18 protein-coding genes and 1 riboswitch are annotated in these 19903 nt (G+C 72.3%); of the genes, 7 read left to right on the top strand and 11 right to left on the bottom strand.

The window, feature by feature from the left end:
- Positions 1–67 precede the first annotated feature (67 nt).
- A complete protein-coding gene (locus MQN93_RS43985) occupies positions 68–2668 on the bottom strand; it encodes an ATP-binding protein (protein ID WP_308404380.1) in 2601 nt (866 codons plus the stop codon).
- Positions 2669–2801: 133 nt separating this feature from the next.
- Here MQN93_RS43985 and glnA point away from each other — a divergent pair, with 133 nt between their 5' ends.
- Entirely contained in the window at positions 2802–4211 is a 1410-nt protein-coding gene (gene glnA, locus MQN93_RS23885; RefSeq protein ID WP_242711198.1) for a type I glutamate--ammonia ligase, read from the top strand.
- A gap of 58 nt (positions 4212–4269) precedes the next feature.
- Here the strand turns inward: glnA and MQN93_RS23880 are convergent, their stop codons facing one another.
- The 4 genes from MQN93_RS23880 to MQN93_RS23865 all read right to left on the bottom strand — a co-directional run bounded on the left by MQN93_RS23880 (position 4270) and on the right by MQN93_RS23865 (position 7296).
- Positions 4270–4623 (bottom strand): antibiotic biosynthesis monooxygenase family protein, encoded by a 354-nt coding sequence (locus tag MQN93_RS23880; RefSeq protein ID WP_242711197.1) that lies wholly within the window; start codon positions 4621–4623, stop codon positions 4270–4272.
- A 22-nt stretch (positions 4624–4645) separates the two neighbouring features.
- Complete coding sequence (locus tag MQN93_RS23875; RefSeq protein ID WP_242711196.1) at positions 4646–5398, bottom strand: TIGR03943 family putative permease subunit; 753 nt, start codon at positions 5396–5398, stop codon at positions 4646–4648.
- Positions 5395–6429: a permease gene (locus MQN93_RS23870; protein ID WP_242711195.1), complete on the bottom strand. Its 1035-nt coding sequence runs from the start codon at positions 6427–6429 to the stop codon at positions 5395–5397. The genes MQN93_RS23875 and MQN93_RS23870 overlap by 4 nt, the downstream gene beginning before the upstream one ends.
- Before the next feature lie 114 nt (positions 6430–6543).
- Positions 6544–7296 carry a LysR family substrate-binding domain-containing protein gene (locus tag MQN93_RS23865; RefSeq protein WP_242711194.1) on the bottom strand — a complete coding sequence of 251 codons (753 nt, stop codon included), beginning with the start codon at positions 7294–7296 and terminating at the stop codon, positions 6544–6546.
- A 58-nt stretch (positions 7297–7354) separates the two neighbouring features.
- Between MQN93_RS23865 and MQN93_RS23860 the strand changes: the two genes are divergently transcribed.
- From MQN93_RS23860 to MQN93_RS23850, 3 genes are all read left to right on the top strand, one after another.
- Complete coding sequence (locus tag MQN93_RS23860; RefSeq protein ID WP_016433723.1) at positions 7355–7759, top strand: DUF5997 family protein; 405 nt, start codon at positions 7355–7357, stop codon at positions 7757–7759.
- A 213-nt stretch (positions 7760–7972) separates the two neighbouring features.
- Positions 7973–8147, top strand: a riboswitch (cyclic di-AMP (ydaO/yuaA leader).
- An 8-nt stretch (positions 8148–8155) separates the two neighbouring features.
- Positions 8156–9883, top strand: coding sequence for a C40 family peptidase (locus MQN93_RS44250; protein ID WP_308404379.1), 1728 nt, complete (start codon positions 8156–8158; stop codon positions 9881–9883).
- 332 nt (positions 9884–10215) lie between these two features.
- On the top strand, positions 10216–11010 hold the full coding sequence (locus tag MQN93_RS23850) for a helix-turn-helix transcriptional regulator (protein ID WP_242711193.1): 795 nt from the start codon (positions 10216–10218) through the stop codon (positions 11008–11010).
- On the opposite strand, the gene MQN93_RS23845 is transcribed toward MQN93_RS23850, so the two are convergent.
- From MQN93_RS23845 to MQN93_RS23830, 4 genes are all read right to left on the bottom strand, one after another.
- A complete protein-coding gene (locus MQN93_RS23845; protein WP_242711319.1) occupies positions 11000–11632 on the bottom strand; it encodes a DinB family protein in 633 nt (210 codons plus the stop codon). The genes MQN93_RS23850 and MQN93_RS23845 overlap by 11 nt on opposite strands.
- 102 nt (positions 11633–11734) lie before the next feature.
- Positions 11735–13288, bottom strand: coding sequence for an MFS transporter (locus tag MQN93_RS23840; protein WP_242711192.1), 1554 nt, complete (start codon positions 13286–13288; stop codon positions 11735–11737).
- Positions 13289–13413: 125 nt separating this feature from the next.
- Complete coding sequence (locus tag MQN93_RS23835; protein WP_242711191.1) at positions 13414–14352, bottom strand: carbohydrate kinase family protein; 939 nt, start codon at positions 14350–14352, stop codon at positions 13414–13416.
- Positions 14349–15035: a class II aldolase/adducin family protein gene (locus MQN93_RS23830; protein WP_242711190.1), complete on the bottom strand. Its 687-nt coding sequence runs from the start codon at positions 15033–15035 to the stop codon at positions 14349–14351. The genes MQN93_RS23835 and MQN93_RS23830 overlap by 4 nt, the downstream gene beginning before the upstream one ends.
- A gap of 58 nt (positions 15036–15093) precedes the next feature.
- Here MQN93_RS23830 and MQN93_RS23825 point away from each other — a divergent pair, with 58 nt between their 5' ends.
- Positions 15094–15720, top strand: coding sequence for a TetR/AcrR family transcriptional regulator (locus tag MQN93_RS23825; RefSeq protein WP_242711189.1), 627 nt, complete (start codon positions 15094–15096; stop codon positions 15718–15720).
- Between the two features lie 38 nt (positions 15721–15758).
- Here the strand turns inward: MQN93_RS23825 and MQN93_RS23820 are convergent, their stop codons facing one another.
- Complete coding sequence (locus tag MQN93_RS23820; RefSeq protein ID WP_308404378.1) at positions 15759–16934, bottom strand: NAD(P)/FAD-dependent oxidoreductase; 1176 nt, start codon at positions 16932–16934, stop codon at positions 15759–15761.
- A 108-nt stretch (positions 16935–17042) separates the two neighbouring features.
- On the opposite strand from MQN93_RS23820, the gene MQN93_RS23815 reads away from it, so the two are divergent.
- A complete protein-coding gene (locus MQN93_RS23815) occupies positions 17043–17924 on the top strand; it encodes an ornithine cyclodeaminase family protein (protein ID WP_242711317.1) in 882 nt (293 codons plus the stop codon).
- Positions 17925–17977: 53 nt separating this feature from the next.
- On the opposite strand, the gene MQN93_RS23810 is transcribed toward MQN93_RS23815, so the two are convergent.
- Positions 17978–18829, bottom strand: a complete 852-nt coding sequence (locus MQN93_RS23810; RefSeq protein WP_242711188.1) for a helix-turn-helix transcriptional regulator — start codon at positions 18827–18829, stop codon at positions 17978–17980.
- 87 nt (positions 18830–18916) lie between these two features.
- Between MQN93_RS23810 and MQN93_RS23805 the strand changes: the two genes are divergently transcribed.
- Entirely contained in the window at positions 18917–19714 is a 798-nt protein-coding gene (locus MQN93_RS23805; RefSeq protein ID WP_242711187.1) for an SDR family NAD(P)-dependent oxidoreductase, read from the top strand.
- The last annotated feature ends 189 nt before the right edge of the window (positions 19715–19903 follow it).

Genomic DNA, 19903 nt, shown 5'->3' with positions numbered 1-19903 from the left:
ACGTTCTACTCGTGTTGCGCGCGTGCGGGCATCCGTGGCCGTCACCCAGCTCGGGCGTGTGCGCTACCTACGTTTCGCCCTCGCGGAGGAGTCCGAGCTCCTCGGCGCGGGCCGCGGCGTGGCGCCGGGTGGGGGCGTCGAGCTTGTCCAGGACCGCGCGGACGTGGTTGTCGACGGTCCGCACGGACACCACGAGCCGGGCGGCGATCTCCGCGTTGGTCAGGCCCTGGGCGAGCAGCCGCATGACCTGCAGCTGGCGCTCGGTGAGGCCCGCGGGGTTGCCGCGGGTCGAGGCGACGGGGCCGCGCGGGACGTGCTTGACGCCCAGCTCGCGCAGCTCGGTGCGGATCAGCCGGGCCAGCGGTTCGGCGCCCAGGGCGTCGAGGCGGGCGAGCGCCTCGATCTTGTCCGCGGGATGCGGGCTCTCCGCGACGGCGGCGGCGTGCTCGTAGGGGCAGCCGGCCGACTGCCACAGCGCCGCCGCCTCCCGCCAGTGGCCCCGGACCTGGAGGGCGTACGGGTGGTCGCAGTCGTCCAGCGGGACGGGCCGGCCGGCCTTGGCCAGCCAGTAGCCGAGCTCCGCCCGGTAGGGAATCCCGGTGAGGTGGCGGGCCTGGGCGTGGACGGGGGTGACGGTCTCGAGCACGGCGGTGTGGTCGCCGCGCAGCCAGGCCGCCTCGGCCAGCGCGGCCGCCACCGGGCCGGTGCGCTGCAGTTCCCGGGTGCGTACGGCGATCTCCTGGGCCTCGGCGAGGAGTTCACCGGCGCCGGGCCGGCCGGTGCGGGTGCGCACCCGGGCCAGGACGGTCAGCGCCGGGGAGCGTGCGGGCAGGAAGTCGTGGATGCCGAACTCCGCGTGCCGCTCGGCGTCCTCCCAGTCGGCGGCGGCGAGCCGGCGGATGGCCAGCTCGACGTGGAGGTAGGTGAGGAAGCCGAGGTGCTCGGCACGGTCGGCGAGGTCCATGGCGGGGACCAGATAGCGGTCGGCCTCGGTGTACTGGAGGCTGTCGAGCAGGGTCCAGATGAGGTTGGCGTAGGCACGGCAGGCGTGTTCGACCTCGCCGGCGGCCAGGGCGACGTGGAGGCTCTCCTCCAGCTGCTTGCGGCCGTCGGGGTCGCCGCCGCGCCAGCGGGCCGTGCCGAGGTTGTTGAGCGCGTGGGACAGGATCGCGCTGTCCTCGGTCTTCTGGGCGAGTGTGATGGCGCGCTCGGCGTGCTCCACCGCCTCCGGGTAGCGGTCGGAGAGCATCCGCAGCTGGGCGATGTTGCTGACGGCGAGGGCGAGGAGCCGGTCGTCGCCCGCGTGCTCCAGGACGGTCACGGCCTCGCGGGCGGCGTCCTGCGCCTCGTCGGCGTCCCCGGCCCACCAGTGGATGCGCGACAGCCAGCGCAGATCGGCGCCGAGGGCGCGGATGTCGCCGAGCGAGCGGCGCAGGGCGACCGCCTCGCGCTGGGCGGCGACGGCGGTGGCCGAGTCGGCGATGGTGTAGCTCTCCACGGCATGACGTTCGAGCAGGTCGGCGAGGTCGGGCGGGGCGTAGCGGTGGCGCTGCTGGAGGACGAGCCGCAGCTGTGCGGCGGCCTCGCGGTGGGCGCCTGCCGAGGAGGCGTCCTGGGCCGCGTCGGGTCCGTAGCGGGCGATGGCGTCCTCGTCGCCGGCCTGGGCGGCGTGGTGGACGACACGGGCGGCGTCGGCACCGGGGCGGGCGACGAGGGCCGCGAGGACGTTGCGGTTGAGCTCGATGCGCCGGGCGGCGGGTACGGCGTCGGCGATCGCGCGCCGGATCAGCTCGTGCCGGAAGGCCACCCGCTGCGGGGCCACGGCCAGCAGCCCGCGCTGCTCGGCCGCCGCGAGGACGGCCACTCCCTGCGTGAGCAGGGCGTCGACGAGCGGGCGCTCCACCGCCGAGGGGACGACGGCGAGCTGTTCCAGGGCGTCCACGCTGGCCGGGTCCAGGCCGCGCAGGCGGGCGAGCACGGCCTCGACGACGGTCGGGGGCACTCCCCCGGTGCCGCCGGCCGCGAGCACCTCCGTGACGAAGAAGGGGTTGCCGGAGGTGACGGCGTACACCTGCGCCGGGTCGAGCCGGCCGGCGCCGCTGAGGGTGCGGACGGCGTCGAGGGACAGCCGGGCCAGCGGCAGGCGGTGCACGCGGGGGGCGCGGGAGACCTGGCCGAGGAGGTGGCGCAGGGGGTGTCCGCGGCTCAGCTCGTCGTCACGGTAGGTGAGCACGAGCAGGGCGGGCAGCCGCTCCATCCTGCGCACCAGGAAGCGCAGGGCGTCCAGGGAGGCCTCGTCGGCCCAGTGGACGTCCTCGACGACGAGTACTGCGGGGTGCGGAGTCACGGCAAGCTCGGCGTGCAGGGCCTCGTAGACGCGCTGCCGGTCGCCGCCGTCGGTGACGGCGCGGGCGAGTTCGGCGCCGACGCTGCCGACCAGGTCGCGGAAGGGCCCGAGGGGGCGTCGCGTCGCGAGGTCGTCGCACTGGCCGACCAGGATCCTGGCCTGCGCGGGAAGTCGGCCGGGCAGCGCCCTGACCAGGCTGGACTTGCCGATCCCGGCCTCACCGAAGACGAGCGCCACCGAACCGGCCCCGTCCGCCGCCTCCCGTGCGGCCGCGGCCAACTGGGCCAGCTCGGGCTCGCGCTCGAGGATCCCGCGGTCCACTTGGCCGATTCTGCCACCGGGCGCCCGCAATGTCCGTGGCTGCACGCTTCCGCGCCGTACGCTTCCGCCCTCCGCGCGCGGTCTCTACATTGCACAGCACAGCAGGCGCCCCGCCACACGGACGGTGAGTCGGATGTTCCAGAACGCCGAGGAAGCCAGGAAGTTCATCTCCGACGCGGACGTGAAGTTCGTCGACGTCCGCTTCTGCGACGTGCCGGGGATCATGCAGCACTTCACCGTGCCGGTGGAGATCTTCGACCCGGACGAGGAGCTGGCCTTCGACGGTTCGTCGATCCGCGGCTTCCAGGCCATCCACGAGTCCGACATGGCGCTGCGCGCCGACCTGCCGACGGCCCGTCTGGACCCGTTCCGCAAGGACACGACCCTGATCGTGAACTTCTTCATCCACGATCCGGTGACCGGCGAGCAGTACAGCCGCGACCCGCGCAACGTTGCCAGGAAGGCGGAGACGTATCTGGTGTCGACGGGGATCGCGGACTCGGCGTTCTTCGGTCCGGAGGCGGAGTTCTACGTCTTCGACAGCGCGCGGTTCGAGACCAGGACGAACGAGGCGTCGTACCACATCGACTCCGAGGCGGGCGCCTGGAACACGGGTGCGCTGCAGGACAACCGGGGCTACAAGGTCCGCTACAAGGGCGGCTACTTCCCCGTCCCGCCCGTCGACCACTTCGCCGATCTGCGCGCCGAGATGACCCTCGAACTGATCAAGTGCAACATCCTGGTCGAGAAGCAGCACCACGAGGTGGGCACCGCGGGACAGGCCGAGATCAACTACAGGTTCAACACGCTGCTGCACGCCGCCGACGACCTGCAGCTCTACAAGTACGTCGTCAAGAACGTCGCCTGGCGCAACGGCAAGACCGCCACCTTCATGCCCAAGCCGATCTTCGGCGACAACGGCTCCGGCATGCACACCCACCAGTCCCTGTGGCAGGGCGGCAGCCCGATCTTCTACGACGAGGAGGGCTACGCCGGCCTGTCGGACTCCGCCCGCCACTACATCGGCGGCCTGCTCAAACACGCCCCCTCGCTGCTGGCGTTCACCAATCCGACGGTGAACTCCTATCACCGGCTGGTGCCCGGCTTCGAGGCGCCGGTCAACCTCGTGTACTCGCAGCGCAACCGGTCAGCGTGCATCCGCATCCCGATCACCGGAACGAACCCGCGGGCCAAGCGGCTGGAGTTCCGCGCCCCCGACCCGTCCTGCAACCCGTATCTGGCCTTCTCGGCGATGCTCCTCGCCGGCCTCGACGGCATCAGGAACAAGCTCGAACCGCCCGAGCCGGTCGACAAGGACCTCTACGAACTCGCCCCCGAGGAACACGCGAGCGTCGCCCAGGTCCCCACCGACCTCCCCGCCGTCCTGAACGCCCTGGAGGCCGACCACGACTACCTCCTCCAGGGCGACGTCTTCACCTCCGACCTGATCAGCACCTGGATCGACCTCAAACGCACCAACGAGATCGCACCCCTGCAACTGCGGCCGCATCCGCATGAGTTCGAGTTGTACTTCGACGTGTGATGCCGGTCGGTTCAGTAGCAGGTCCGCTCAACAGCAGCTCCGTTCGGCAGCAGATCTGCTAGGCCTTCTCGAAGGTGCTGCTGTGCTCCACCTTCGCCACGTGCAACGTATAACGCTCATACCACTGGGCCCGCCCGCGCTGCTGTGCGGCGCGGTGCTCTGGGTGGGTCCGCCACTCCTCGAGGCCGTCGGCGTCACGGAAGTAGCTGACGGTGATGCCGAGCCCGCCGGGGGTCTGCGCGTGGTCCATCCCCAGGTATCCGGGGATGTCCTTCACCAGCTCCTCCATGCGTGCATTGGTCTCGCTGTAGTCGCTCTGGTCCTCGGTTCGCACCGTGGTGAACACGGCGACGTAGTAAGGGGGTTCATAGGCCTCGACAGGCGTGACAGGCGCCTCAACGTGATCGCTCATGGCGTCACCATAAGCGGCCGGGTCAGGACGGGGTGAGCGGAAGGTCGTCCGTGTAGGCGTTGATCGGCGGTGCGATGCGGGTGGTGTGGTGGACGTCCAGGGCTGCCGGGGCGGTCCTCGTGCCGAGGGTGCCGCCGGGGTGCCAGGTGCCGGTGACGGCCAGCCAGGTGTCGGCGGGTGCGGCGGGCGTGCCGTACATGCGGACCTTGACGGTCTGCGAGTCGGCCGCGCAGCAGGTGAAGATGATCCGGGTGAGATACCAGCCGCCGTCCTTCCCCGCGGGGGTGACGAAGCCCGTCATGCGGATGGTGCGGCCCCGCACGGACTGTTCCCGGTCCTGCCGGACCCGTGCGGTGAAGTCCGACAGGGTCATCGGCAGGGGTGTCGTGGCGGGCAACGGACCGAAGTGCTGTTCCTTTTTCACCGCCTGGTCGCTCGCCCGCGAGGCGGTGTACGCGCCGAGCGAGGGCGGGGCGTAGAAGAGCAGGCTGAGGGCGGGTAGGAAGAGCAGCCAGGCCACGCGGGGGACGGCGGAGTGGTCGTGGCCGTGTGCGTGCGTGCCGTCATGGTCGTCGGCGTGGCCGTCGCCCTCGGGGGCCGTCCGGTCCAGGATCGCTCCCGCGAGGCCCAGCAGGACGAGCAGCGCGCCGGAGGCGATCAGGAGGGGGCGCTGCCCCTCCTTCACGTAGCGCAGACAGAGGTCGGTGAACAGGGCGGCGTGCAGCAGACCGAGGCCGGTCAGGGCCAGCAGGGCGGCTTGAACGTGGCGCTTCACAGCAGCGCGCCTCCGATCAGGACGCTCGCGGTGACGGCCACCACCGTGGTCGCGGTGGAGAAGCGGAGCGCGAAGGCCCGGCCGAAGGTGCCCGTCTGAAGGGCGATCAGCTTCAGGTCGACCATCGGGCCGACCACCATGAAGGCCAGCCGCGCGGTGGGCGAGAAGCCGGTGAGGGACGCGGCGACGAAGGCGTCGGCCTCCGAGCAGACGGCGAGCAGCACCGCGAGTCCGGCCAGGAAGAGCACCGACAGCCAGGGGGAACCGGAGAAGGTGTCGAGGACGGAGCTCGGCACGGCGACGTTGAAGGTGGCCGCCGCCATGGCGCCCAGCACCAGGAAGCCACCTGCTTGCAGGAAGTCGTGCCGGAAGCCGAGGCGGAACTCCTGCCAGCGGCTGTGGCCCGGCTGATGTCCCGTGTGCCGCGCGGCCGGGCGCAGCCAGTGCGCACGTCCCAGCCAGAGCCACAGCCAGCCCATCACGGCGGCGGTCACGAGGGATGCCAGCAGCCGGGCGGCGACCATGGCCGGGTTGCCGGGGAAGGCGATGGCCGTGGCGGTCAGCACGATCGGGTTGATCGCGGGGGCGGACAGGAGGAAGGCGAAGGCCGCGGCCGGGGTGACGCCCCGCCGGATCAGGCTGCCGGCGACCGGCACGGACGCGCACTCGCAGCCGGGCAGGATGGCTCCTGCCACACCGGCCACCGGGACGGCCAGTGCCGGGCGCCGGGGCAGCACCCTGGTGAACAGGTCGGCCGGTACGAAGGCGTTGATCGCCCCCGACAGGAGCGTGCCGAGGAGCAGGAAGGGCAGCGCCTGGACGGTGATGGCCAGGCAGACCGTGCGCCAGGCCGCGACAGCGGGGCCGTTCAGCCATCCGACGCCGGTGAGCGCTGGGACCGCCACCGAGCCTGTCGCCACGACGACGCCGATGACCCAGGGCCGTAAGGTGGCGCGGCGCTCCTGCGGGCAGGACGGCGCGTCGATCGCCGTCCTCTCCGCCACGACAGCCACGTCATCCGTTTTGTACATATCCACTCCGGATGTCGGATTTCGTGGCGAAGATAAGCCAGAGCCGCACCCCTCACGGCGCGCACACGCCGCTACAGACGAATGAATGACCGGGGCCAGGACCGCACTTGACTCTCAACCCCTGCGGCGGGGCTTCCTGCGCTTGGCGCCCTTGGAGGCGTCGGAACCACCTCGCGGGTTGCGCGCCGCGGTCTTCCCCGCTGCGGGCTTGCGCCGGGCGCCGGCCTTCGCCTTGGGCGGCTCCGGCTCGGTCGCCTTGCGGCCCCGGGAGCTGTTGACCGTACGGCCGCGGACGATGCCGATGAAGTCCTCGACCAGGTCCGTGGTCGCCTCCTCGGGCCAGGCCAGGGCGACGGCGGACTGGGGGGCGTCCGCGACGGGCCGGTAGGTGAGGTCCCTGCGGTGGTGGAGGCGGGCCAGCGACTGGGGTACGACCAGGAGGCCGACGCCCGCCGCGACGAGCTCGACGGCGTCCTCCGTGGTGGCGGGGCGCTCGAAGGCGGGCTCGCCCGGCGGCCGGTCCCACGCGAAAACGTCGTCCAGCGGATGGAAGAGCACCTCGTCCGCGAGATCGGCGACCGTCACCTCGTCCGCCGCGGTGATCACGTGGTCCTTGGGGACCACGACGACCGTCGTCTCCGTGTACAGGGGGATGGCGCTGAAATACGTCCGGTCCACCGGCAGCCGTACGAGTCCGGCGTCGGCCCGGCCGGCGCGCAGCACGTCGCAGGCCTCGGCGGCCGGTACGGCGTGGAGGGTCAGCGGGACGGCCGGGAAGCGTTCGTTCCAGATCCGCACCCACTTGGCGGGCGTCGCCCCCGGGACGTACGCGAGCCGGAACGCGGGGGATGCTTGCGGGTCTGTCACGCCGCCAGGTTACCGGCCGTGGTCGGCGGGCCCGCACCCGCTCGATACCCTTGACCTCATGAAGTCGCACCAGAGCACCCAGACGATGAAGCCCGCGACCGCGGCGAAGAAGCTGGGTGTGTACCTCGAGGCCACCCCCGCCGAGTTCCGTGAGGGCACGGTCTCGCGGGCCGAGCTCGACCAGCTGCAGGCCGATCCGCCCGCGTGGCTGCGTGAGCTCAGGGCCAACGGTCCGCACCCCCGTCCGGTGGTCGCGGCGAAGCTGGGCGTCTCCATCTCCGGTCTCGCCCGCGCCGGCGTCACGGAGGCGCTGACCACCGAGCAGATCGAGGCCCTGAAGCAGGAGCAGCCCGAGTGGCTGGTCCAGGAGCGCGCCGTCCAGGCCGACGTCCGCAAGGAGGGCGCGCGCATCAAGAAGCGGAACGCCGAGCGCGCGGCGCGCAGCGGGGGCCAGGGCTCCTGAACCGGTCGTTCCGCTTCGGCACCGCAGGTCGTCCGCGACCGTCGGTCGCCGTCCGCTGCCGCTATGTGCACGGCACACGGACCTGACGGCGCGTCACGACGAAGGTCACAAAAGCGTATCGGACATTCCGCCCGTCAACCTTCACACGAGCCGCACAAGTTGGCTAGCGTGGCATCAGGCCGCTCGAGTTCCTCCGGCGAACCCCGTCGGGACGTGCGGCCTCCGCCCAATCCGGTGCGCCCTCGCGGCAGCCGGAGCCGGGGACCCAACCGAACGATGGGGTGAATCGGCCCAACTGCCCTCCGGGGCAAGGGCCGTAGGGCATGCCTTCCGGATACGACCGCCCGAACCCGACAGCTAACTCGGTAGGCGGAGTACGGAAGGAGTACGGCTCCCATGGCGCCGGAACGACCATCGCGCACGGGCGGCTCCGGCCTCCCCGGAGTGCGCAATTCCGCCATCGCCACGGCGGCCCTCACCTCGGTGGCCCTGTTCTCACAGACCGCCGACGCCGCAGCCGCAGGGGACGAAGGTCCCAGCCGTGAAGACGTCCGGCAGCGGGTGAGCAGCCTCTACGACCGGGCCGAGAGCGACACCGGTCTCCACAACATCACCCGGGCGCAGTCGGCGGGTGCGCGAAACCGCGGCGGCTCCCCGGCCGGAGGTGGCCGCCGCGCCTCGGACCCCGAGCTGGACGCCATCGCGCGGCAGTGGTTCCAGGGAGCACGCTCCGCGCTGGGCCCGACGGTCCCGGCCGCTCTGCCCGCCGACCGCAAGCCCGCCCAGCGCTCGGCGTCCCGTGCGGGCCGCCCCCGGCCCGCGCGTTCCGCGGAAGGTCCGTCCGAGTCGCGGGCCGGACGTGAACTGGAGTCCGCCGCCAAGCCCGTGCTCGAACTGCCCGCCGCGGAGAGCCGGCAGCGGCCCGTGGCGGAGCTGACGGCCGCCCCGACGGCCGCGCTGCCCGCCGTGCCGACCCAGCGGCGGGAGACCGCGGCCCCGCCCGCGGCTTCCGCGCCGGAACCCCGGCAGGTCACGCTGCGCAGGGCCAAGCAGGACAACCAGCGCAAGATCGCGGCGGCCAGCGACCTGCTGTACCGCTACACCGCCCGGCAGACGTCCGTGGCGCCGCTCATGGCCGCCCAGCCCCAGCCGGCCCAGCTTGCGCAGGCCCCGCAGGCCACCCAGGCCCCCGCCCCCTGGCAGCCCCAGGCGGAACAGGCCCACCGCGCGGCCGAGGAGGCCTGGCGGCTGCAGCAACCGTCCGTCCTGGACACAGGCGTACCGGCGACGGAGGCGGCACGCATGCTGCAGCCCAGCGTGCTGGACACAGGCGTCCCCACGACCGACGCGGCGCACATGCTGCAGCCGAGCGTGCTCGATACGGGGGTCCCCGCAGCCGAGGCGGCGGGCATGCCGCAACCCAGCGTCCTCGACACCGGGGTCCCCGCAGCCGAGGCGGCGGGCATGCTGCAACCCAGCGTCCTCGACACCGGCGTCCCCACCACCACGGACTGGTACGCCCAGCAACCGGCCGTCTTCGACACCGGCACCGGCATCCCGGCGAGCCAGAACTGGGGCATGTATCAGCCCAGCGTGCTCGACACGGGGGTCCCCGCAGCCGAGGCCGCGGGCATGTCGCAACCCAGCGTCCTCGACACCGGCGCCGGCGTCCCCGCGAGCCAGAACTGGGGCATGTACCAGCCCAGCGTGCTCGACACCGGCGTCCCCGTGGCCGAGGTGCCGGTCGTGGCCGGGGCGCCCGTCGGGACCAAGGCCGACCGGGCCGTCGCCTTTGCTCGTGCGCAGATCGGCAGGCCGTGTCTGTGGGGTGCGGTCGGGCCGGAGTCGTACGACAACGCCGGTCTCACCCAGGCCGCGTGGAAGGCCGCAGGCGTGGCCCTGCCCCGGAGCACGTCCGAGCAGGCGGGCGCGGGAATGGTGGTCCCGATCGCCGAGAGCCGCCCCGGTGACCTGATCTTCTTCCACGACAACTTCAGCCACGTCGGCCTGTACACCGGCAACGGCCTGATGATCCACGCGCCCGGCCCCGGTTCGGTCATCCGCGAGGAGTCGATCCACAACGCCGGGGAAGCGGCGATCCGCATAGCCGTGCGTCCCGCCTGAGGCGTCCTCCGTACGGATCAGCGCCGTCGGCACAGCCAGTTCCTGGTGGTGCCGACGGCGCTGCGGTGTTTCCGGGCGCCGCCGTTTCCAGTCGGCCAAGGGGCCGCGAGGGTCCGTGCGGGACCGCCGATCCCCCGCGCCGGCGGCCCCGCACGGTGGGGAGACTCCGGCGTCGTCCCCTGGCGCCGGGCGCTCCCCCGCTGCGGCCTTCGTCGGGCCGGTGTGCTGGAGTACATCCGAGAACGACGCTGTTGCCCGACTGAAGTCTCGGGCAGCGCGGGCGTCGCCGGTATGGGTACAACTGCGTACGCGGCGGACGAGCGGAGAAGAACGTGACTCAGGTGCCGGGTGATCCCCGGGAGCGCATGCTGTCGGTGGCGGTGGCCGCGCTCAACGAGCGGGAGCCCGAGCGGCTGTGGCCGCTGGTGGCGGGCGCGCTGCCGGGTCTGTGCGGCGGCGAGATGCTGGTCTACAAGCTCGACGACTGGAACGAGTCCGCGGGCACGGTCGGCATGCCGTCGGCCCTGGCGGACGTCTTCGACGGGCTCGGGGAGAAGAACATGGGTCTGCTGCGCGCGGGGTTCCCGTTCGCGGAGCACTACGCGGCCCGGTCCGACCGGACTCCCCTGACCGCGCGCCGTGCCGCCGGGCGGGCATGGCGGGCGAGCCCGACGGCACGGCTGATCGGAGACGTCATGGACGCGGACCATGTGCTGGCGATTCCGCTGCCGCGGTCGATGGCGCCGATCACCGGATGCATGGTGTACCGCTCCGGCGAGGACTTCACCGACGACCATGTGCGTACGGCCCAGCAGCTGCAGCCGCTGCTGGCGGCGGTCGAGGAGCAGCGGCAGCTGCTGGAGCGCCTGCGCCGGGCTACCGCTCCGTCCCCGGCCGAGGGCCCCGCCCGGGAGGCGGCCGCCGACTGTGCGCTCACGCCCCGGGAGCTGACGGTTCTGCTGCTGCTCACGGACGCCCTGACCGCGGCCGCGATCGGCCGCCGGCTCGGCATCTCGGACCGTACGGTCCACAAGCACATCGAGAAGATCTACCGCAAGCTCGGCACCCGTGACCGCGTCAGCACGGTCCTGCGGGCGCAGCACCTGGGGCTGGTCCCTACGGCCTGAGCCGGTACAGGTCGCGCAGCAGCGCGATCTCCGCACCGTGGTGCAGCACTTCCTGGTTGACCCACCACACGATGTCGACGAACGGCTCCTCCGGGTCGCTGCCGTGGGGATAGGTGCAGTGACCGACCGTGTCGAGCGCCGCGTCGTCGGTGCTCAGCAGCGCCTTGCGCCAGGCCGTGGCACCGGCGTCGAAGGCGGCGAGTGCGGTCGCGGCGTCACCGCTGACCACGTAGTCGTCCCGGGTGAGTTGGTGGCTGCCCGCGGTGTGGTCGGCGCGGAGCCAGAGCATCTCGCTCAGATGACTCAGCCGCCAGGCGAGGGTGGTGAAGGGCGGTGGCCAGGGGTGCGGGTAGGGCGCGGCGTCGCGTCCCCAGGTGCCGTCGGCCCGGCCGGCCAGCTGCGTCGCGCGGGATCCCGGCCCGTCCGCCCGCCGCCGCACGGACCAGCAGTCCGGTACGGGCTCCCAGAGGTACTCCTCGTCGGTCAGCGCCCCGACCTCGGTGTCCGAGCCGTCCCCGCTGTCCATCACGGGCCCCGTCATCCGCGCGACCAGGCGCTCGCAGGCGAAGTCGAACTGGTCCAGCAGCGGGGCAAGGCGCGGTGAGGTCACCGGCACTCCCATCACTTTCAAGGCGGGATGTGAAGGCGCCCGAGGGAGCCCGGGCCCATCCGTCAGCCTTGCACGACCGGGCGGCGACCCGCCTCCCGTTTTCCGTCGCCGATCTCAGCCCTGCCCGGGTCCGACTCCGCCCTTGAGGCGTTCCAGGTCGGAGGGGCGGACCTGGATGGCGAACAGGGCGATCAGAGCGGCGATCACGGCGAAGATCGCGGCCATGACGAAGGCCGCCGACACGCCGGCGGTGAGGACCTCGTCGGACCAGGGGCTCGGGAGCCGGCCGGTGCGTTGGAAGCGCAGGCGTTCGGCAGGGGTCGCCTGGGCCAGGAAGCGGGGGATCTGCTTGTTCGCTTCATTGGTGCTGGCGGTGCCGAACATCGTGACGAGGATGGACAGGCCCAGCGAACCGCCCACCTGCTGCGTGGCGTTGAGCAGTCCGGAGGCCGCACCGGTCTCCTGGACGGAGACGTTGGAGAGCGCCATGAGGGTCAGCGACACGAACTGCATGCCCATGCCGAGGCCGAAGACGCAGATCGGGCCGATGATGCTGCCCGCGTAGGTGGAGTCGACGTCGGTCAGGGTCAGCCAGGCCAGGCCGACCGCGGCGAGGACCGCGCCCACCACCATGAAGGGTTTGGGACCAAATCTGGGCAGGAACTTCGACGCGAGGCCCGCGCCGACGGCGATCACCAGGCTGACCGGCAGGAAGGCCAGCCCGGCCTGCAGCGGGCTGAAGCTCAGCACGTCCTGCACGAAGAGCGTGAGGAAGAAGAACATGCCGAAGATCGCGGCGGCGAGGCTCAGCATGATCCCGTACGTGCCCGCGCGGTTGCGGTCGGCGAACATGTGCAGCGGCGTGATGGGCTGCCGGGACCTGCGCTCGATCAGGATGAACCCGGCGAGCACGACGACGGCAGCGGCGAACGAGGCCAGGGTGAGCGCGTCCCGCCATCCCTCCTGCGCGGCCCTGATGAACCCGTAGACGAGGAGCACCATGCCGATCGTGGAGGTCAGTGCACCGGCGATGTCGAAGTGGCCGGGGTGCCGTTCGGACTCCTTGATCCAGCGGGGTGCGGCGAGGGCGATGAGCACGCCGATGGGGACGTTGACGAACAGCACCCAGCGCCAGTTCAGCCACTCGACGATCATCCCGCCCGCGAGCAGGCCGATGGCACCGCCGCCCGAGGAGACGGCGGCGAAGACGCCGAACGCCCGGTTGCGTTCGGGGCCTTCGCGGAAGGTGGTGCTGATCAGGGCGAGCGAGGTCGGTGAGGCGATGGCGCCACCGACCCCCTGCAGGGCGCGTGCCGCCAGGAGTTGACCGGAGTCCTGCGCGAACCCGCCGAGCAGGGAGGCCAGGGCGAAGAGCAGTACCCCGAAGACGAACATCCGCCGCCGGCCCAGGATGTCGCCGGTGCGCCCGCCGAGGAGCAGCAGGCCGCCGAAGGTGAGGGTGTAGGCGTTGACCACCCAGGACAGGCTGGTGGTGGAGAAGTCCAGGGCGCTCTGGATGTGCGGCAGCGCGATGTTCACGATGGTGATGTCGAGGACCACCATCAGTTGGCAGGAGGCGATGACGAACAGCGCCATGCCGTTTCCGCCGCTGCCCGGTTCGCGGGCGGTGGCCTGTGCTGCGGGCGTTGGCTGTGGGCTGCTGCTCATGGTGCGTCGCGCTCTCAGTGAACGGTGGCGTCCACTGTCCGACCGTACGCTCCCGTGGTGACCGTCACCACTCGGCGAGGGAATCTGCGCTCACGGCTGCGCGGGGGTCCTCCATCGTGCCCGGCTCATGTACGGGTCTTGTGGGTCATGGCGAACTCGTCGGCCTCGGGCAGGTCGAAGTCACCGTGGTCGCTGCCGAGCCCCTGCGCCACCAGGGCCGCCGCCGCGCTGCCGAGGACGGCGGCCTCGCGCGGGGTGCGGCCGAGGCCGATGCCGCGCAGGAAACCGGCCGAGAAGGCGTCGCCGCAGCCGGTGGTGTCGACGACGTCCACGTCGAAGGCGGGGATCGTCTCGGTGGCGTCCGGTGTCACCAGGAGCGCGCCGTCGCCGCCGCGGGTGACGGCGACGAGACCGGCTCCGGCCGCCAGGAACTTCCGCGCGCCGGTGACGAGGTCCTGCTCCTCGCTGAAGCCGAGGACCTGGTCGTCGTTGGGCAGCAGGAAGTCGACGTACGGCAGCAGCGGTTCGATCTGGTCGTAGGTGCCGAGTTCGCCCGGGGCGAGCAGGTCCACCGAGGTGACCACGTCGTGTTCCCGGGCGTGCGCCAGGATGCGTGCGGGGACGTCGGCGCCCATCAGCTCGGGGCCGCCGAGATGGAGATGGGAGGCCTCGGCGATCGCGTCCCAGGGCACGTCGTCGAGGCCGTAGGTGATGTTGGCGCCGAGCAGGTGGAGGGTGGGGCGGTCGCCGTTGGGGCGGATGGGCAGCACGGTCGCGGAGGTGGAGGTGTCGGTGCGGCGGACGAGCAGCTCGGTGTCGATGCCGGCACGGTCGAGCAGCTGGATGAGCAGGTCGCCGGTCGGGTCGGTGCCGATGGCGCCCGAAGTGCGCACCGAGGCGCCGAGTTTGGCGAGGGTGAGCGCGGTGCCGGCGGCCGTTCCCGCGGCGGTCATCCGGATGTCCTCCACGAGGGTGGCGCCCTGGCCCTCGGGTATCTCCTCCACCGGCCGTACCAGTACGTCCAGCACGTGCACGCCCAGCGTGACGACCAGCTGTGCCCTCATCGGTTTCCCTCCTGCGCGGGTGGAACGGGGTGGGTGGTGCCGTAGTTGCGGGCGATCGCGGCCTCGACTACCGCGAGTTGCTGGTGTTCGTCGAGGACGCGGACCGGTCCGAGGGCGGCCGCGTACTGATGGACACCGCAGGCCCACTCCAGCAACTGGGCGTGCTCGACCGCCTTGTCGAGGGTGGTCGCATGGGTGACCGCGCCGTGGTTGGCCATCAGGGCGGCGCTGCGGCCCTCCAGCGCGGTGAGCACCGACTCGGCCAGCTCGGGGGTGCCGAAGGTCGCGTACGGGGCGACCCGCACGGATCCGCCCAGGTTCAGCAACTGGTAGTGGATGCACGGCAGTTCGTCGAGGACGCAGGACAGCGCGGTGGCCATCGGGGCGTGGGTGTGGACGACCGCGCCGGTGCCGTAGCGCCGGTAGACACCGAGATGCAGGTCCAGTTCCGAGGTCGGCTCCAGCGTCCCGGCCACGATCGTGCCGTCCAGGTCGACCACCGTCACCTGTTCCGGGGTGAGTCGGGCGAGTACGGCTCCGGTCGCGGTGATCGCGACCCGGTCCTCCACGCGCACGCTGACGTTGCCTGCAGTGCCGATGAGCAGGCCCTCGGCTCCCAGTCGGCGGCAGGCGTCCGCGACGGCGGCCCGCTCCTGACCCAGCACCGCGCTTGAGTCGGTCATGTCCGGGAACCTAACCTAAAGGTGAAACAATGTCACGTTCACATTCGGAGGTTGTTTCGTGGGCGAGCCGTCCGCAGCGCATCTGCGCCGCACCCCCCAACAGGCCCGTAGCAAGGCCCGGTTGGCCCGGGTGCTGCGGGCCGCCGAGCGCGTGCTGATCGAGGAGGGCGCCGAGGCGCTGACCACGACCCGCGTCGCCGCACGGGCGAAGGTGTCGGTGGGCTCGCTCTACCAGTACCTGCCCGACCGCGAGGCGATCATCGACGCCCTCGCGGCAGGCTACTTCGCCAAACTCGAAGCCGCCATGGACGGATTCGTCGAGGTGGCCACCGCACGGCACTGGGCGGACCCCGTCGGCACGCTCGTCGACGAGTTCGCCGCGATCTACCGCGCCGAACACGGCTTCCGTGCCCTGTGGTTCGGCAGCGGACTGACCGAACGGACCCGGACCGCGGACCGTGAACACAAGCACCGGATGGCCGACGGGATCCGCCGCATCCTCCTCTCCCTCGGCCTCGCCCAGGACGACGACCACCTCACCCGCTCCTGCCACGCCGCCGTCCTCGCCGCCGACGCCCTCGCCCAGGAGGCCTTCCGCCGCGACCCGGAGGGCGACGCAGGGCTCCTGGAGGAGGCGAAGGTCATGCTGCGCGGGTATCTCTCGGCTGTCGCCGGGCGGGGGTGAGCCTCCGGGTGCCCCAACCTTCCTCGGATCGGCCGAGGTCACACCACGTGGGCTTCGGGGCGGGTCTCGGCGCCCGTGCGGAAGCGGTCGGCGCTGAAGGGGGAGATGTCGGTGAAGGGCGCGCGCTCCAGGTGGAGGTCACGGAGGATCTCGCCGACCGCGGGGCCCTGGAGGAAGCCGTGGCCGGAGAAGCCGGTGGCGTAGAGGAAGTTGCCGAGTGCGCCGGAGCGTCCGATCAGGGCGTTGTGGTCGGGGGTGACCTCGTAGAGGCCGGCCCAGCCGCCGACGGTTCTCATCTCGGACAGTTCCGGGGCCCGTTGACGTACGGCATCGCGGAACAGCTCCAGCCACTCAGGGGTCCAGGTGGTGTCGAAGCCGTCGGGCTCGCGGGGGTCGGCGAGGCCGAACAGCAGGCCGTCGTCGCTGTTGTGGAAGTAGGCCGACGAGGCGAAGTCGATGGTGAAGGGGATGCGCGGCGCCGGCGGCACGAGCCTTTCGGTGAAGGCGAGTTGGCGGCGCACCGGCCGCACCGGCAGGTGGAGGCCTGCCATGTCGCCGATCTGCGCCGACCAGGCGCCTGCCGTGCAGATGACGGTGGCGCAGTCGATGCGGCCGCGGTCGGTGTGGACGGCGGTGACGCGGTCGCCCGCGGTGTCGAAACCGGTGACGGTCGTGTGCGTGGCGAAGGTGACACCGGCCCGGGCGGCGGCGTCGGCGTATCCCCGCACGACCAGGACGGGGCGGGCATGTCCGTCGCTCGGGGAGTGCGCGGCGGCCACGAGCCCGTCGGTGCTGACGTACGGGCACAGGCGGCGGGCCTCGTCCGGGGTGATCATGCGGGTGGGGACGCCCAGCGCGTTCTGGGTTCTCACGGCGGCCTCGAAGTCGGCGGCCTGCCGCTCGGTGGTGAGCAGGAAGAGATAGCCGACGGTGTCCAGGCGGATGTCCGCGCCGGGGCGGCGCGGGAAGTCCTCGTAGGCGCGCAGGCTTCGGCTGCCCAGCTCGATGTTGAGCGGGTCGGAGAACTGGGCGCGGACCCCGCCGATCGGCTTGCCCGAGCTGCCGCAGGCCAGCTCGCCGCGCTCCACCACGACGATGTCGCTCACCCCGGCCTCGGCGAGGTGGAACGCGGCACTGGCGCCCATCACGCCACCTCCGATGATCACGACTTCAGCGGTGGCCGGAACGGAGCGGAAGGTGGATGAGGAGGACACGGGCCGTCCCTTCCGAGGGGGGCGAGACGCTGATCGGTCGTCTGCCTGTCATCGTGGCTCACGTCAGCCTTTGACGTCCATGAACAGAGGGTGCCGGCTGTGATCACCATGGTGGAGGGTGCGCCGTCGACGGCGGCGGCGATCAGCGCGTTGCGGACGAGTCTGCTCGACGGGCTCGACCCGGAGGCCGGTCCGCCGCGCTCGGTCGTGCCGGTCGAGCAGGGACAGCTGTTGCTCATGCCCGCCCAGTGGGGCTCGTACGCCGGGGTCAAGCTGGTCACCGTGGCGCCGGGCAACGCCGCCCGGGGGCTGCCCCGCATCCAGGGCGCCTACCTTCTGCTGGACGGCGGGACGCTCACCCCGCTGGCCCTGCTGGACGGGATCGCGCTCACCTCCGTCCGCACCGCGGCGGTGTCGGCCGTGGCCGCCGACGCGCTCGCCGCACCGGACGCGAGCAGGGTCGTGGTGTTCGGGGCGGGGCCGCAGGCACGGTCGCACATCGAGGCGCTGCGGAGTGTGCGGCCGGTCGAGGACGTCGTGGTCGTCGGCCGGGACGTGGAGCGCACGCGGGCCTTCGCGGACGGGGTCGGGGCGCGGGTCGGCGAGGCGGCGGACGTGGCGCGTGCCGACATCGTGGCGTGCTGCACGACGGCACGGACCCCGCTGTTCGACGGCTCGCTGCTGCCCGCGACCGCGACCGTCGTGGCCGTCGGCTCGCACGAGCCGGACGCCCGTGAGGTCGACGGGAGCACTGTCGGTCGTTCCACGGTGGTCGTGGAGGCGGCGTCGGCCGCGCTGCAGGAGGCCGGCGACGTCGTCCTGGCCGTGCAGGAGGGTGCGCTCGATCCCGGCGCGCTGGTGGGTCTCGCCGACCTCGTGCGGGGAAGGGTCCAACTGCCGCCGGGGCGGCCGCGGTTGTTCAAGAGCGTGGGCATGGCCTGGGAGGACCTGGTGGTCGCGGCGGCGCACTACGAGGCAGCGCGCGCCTGACGGCAACGGTCCGCAGGCCGGACGTGGCCGAGTGCATGCCGTGACGTCTCGCGTCAGCCCGGCACGTCCATGCGCTGGGTGCCGACCACCGACAGCAGCCGTAGTGCCTCCTCGGACGGTGAGCCGGGTGCGGCCGTGTAGATGACCACGCGCTGGTCTCGGTCGGCGATGTCGAGGACGTCGCAGTTGACGGTGACCGGGCCGACGAGGGGGTGCTCGAAGGTCTTGCAGAGGGTGGGCGCGGCGGCCACCTCGTGGGCGGCCCACAGCCGGGCGAACTCCTCGCTGCCGGCGAGCAGTTCACCGACCAGCGCGCTCACCTCGGGGTCGCCGGGGTAGCGGGCCGCGACGGCGCGCAGATGCTGCGCCGAGGACTGCACGAACTCGTCTGCGTCCGAGACGCCGTAGAGCCGCCGGCCCGGCTGGTGGGGGCCGAGGAAGGCGCGCCGTACGAGATTCCGGTCCCGGCGGTCGAGCGCGGAGAAGTCCTCCATGAGGGCGGTGGCCAGGTGGTTCCAGGCGATGACCTCGTACGTCGCCGAGATGACGATCGCCGCGGCGTCCGGCAGCCGGTGCAGCAGATCGACGACGCTCTGCCGCACTTCACGCGAAGGGCCGGGCGCGGGGCCCGGCGGGACGCCCGCGAGATGGTGCAGGTGGTCGCGTTCGGCGTCCGACAGGCGCAGGGCGCGCACGAGTTGGGCCAGCACCTCGCGGGAGGGGTGCGGGCCGCGGGCCTGTTCCAGACGCGTGTAGTACTCGGTGGAGATGTACGCCAGCTGCGCCACCTCCTCGCGGCGCAGCCCCGGGGTGCGACGGCGCGGCCCTGCGGGCAGCCCCACGTCGGCGGGGGTGATGCGCTCGCGGCGGCTGCGCAGGAAGTCGGCCAGTTCACGTCGGTCCACCGCTCCAGTGTGCGCGCACGGTGAGGGGCCCAGCCAGGTACTGCCGGTGCCTGGCTGGGCCGCGCGGCCGGGCGCAGGCTCGTCGGCATGGATACGACCACTGCAACGACCCCCTCCGCCACAACCTCCGGCCTTCTCGCCGACAAGGTCGCCTTCATCACCGGTGCCGGCCGCGGCATCGGCGCCGCCGCGGCACGGCTGTTCGCCCGCGAGGGTGCCCGGGTGCTGCTCGCGGCGCGTACGGAACCCCAGCTCAAGGCGGTGGTGGAGGAGATCCGGGCGGCCGGCGGCACGGCCGACCACGTCCGCTGCGACCTGGCCGACCCGGCGAGCGTGCGCGCCGCCGTCGACCGGGCCGTGGAGCTGTACGGCCGGCTCGACGTGGCCTTCAACAACGGCGCCACGGCCCAGCGGCCTGGCCCGATGGACCAGCTGCCCGAGGCCGACTTCGACCATGTCCTCGCCGTCAATCTCAAGGGCCCGTGGCAGGCCATGAACGCCGAGGTCGCCGCGATCCGGGCGACCGCGGGGCGCGGGGCGATCGTCAACACCTCCAGCGTCGGCAGTCTGATGGCCAACCCCTGGCTGCCGGTGTACGGGGCAGCGAAGCGTGCGGTCAACAGCCTCACCGCGTCGGCCGCGGCGACCTACGGCCCCGAGGGCATCCGCGTGAACGCGATCGCGCCCGGCACCACGCTCACCGAGATGATCGACGCCTGGGAGGCGGACTCCCCCGGCATCGTCGACCAGCTCACCGCCCAGACCCCACTGGGCCGCGCCGCCGACCCGGCAGAGATCGCCGAGGCAGCCGCCTGGCTCCTCAGCGACCGGGCCTCCTACGTCAACGGCACGGTCCTGAACGTCGACGGAGGGGCCAGGGCCTGAACGCCTACGGCCCGCTCGAACTGACCCGAGACCACTCACCGCGGGCTGCCGGCAGCCACACCGGTCGCGCGTCAGCCGAGCGCCCTGGCGGGTACGCCCCCGAAATGCCAGGTACCCGAGGGCAAAGCCGCTCTGCAGGAGCCGCGGCGGCAGCACGCACCGGCTCACTGAGATGCCGCCGGCAAACCC

It is taken from the genome of Streptomyces spinosisporus, assembly GCF_022698145.1.
Lineage (GTDB): Bacteria > Actinomycetota > Actinomycetes > Streptomycetales > Streptomycetaceae > Streptomyces > Streptomyces spinosisporus.
Note: the sequence above shows the minus strand (reverse complement) of the source record. Positions and strands in the feature narration are given on the sequence as shown.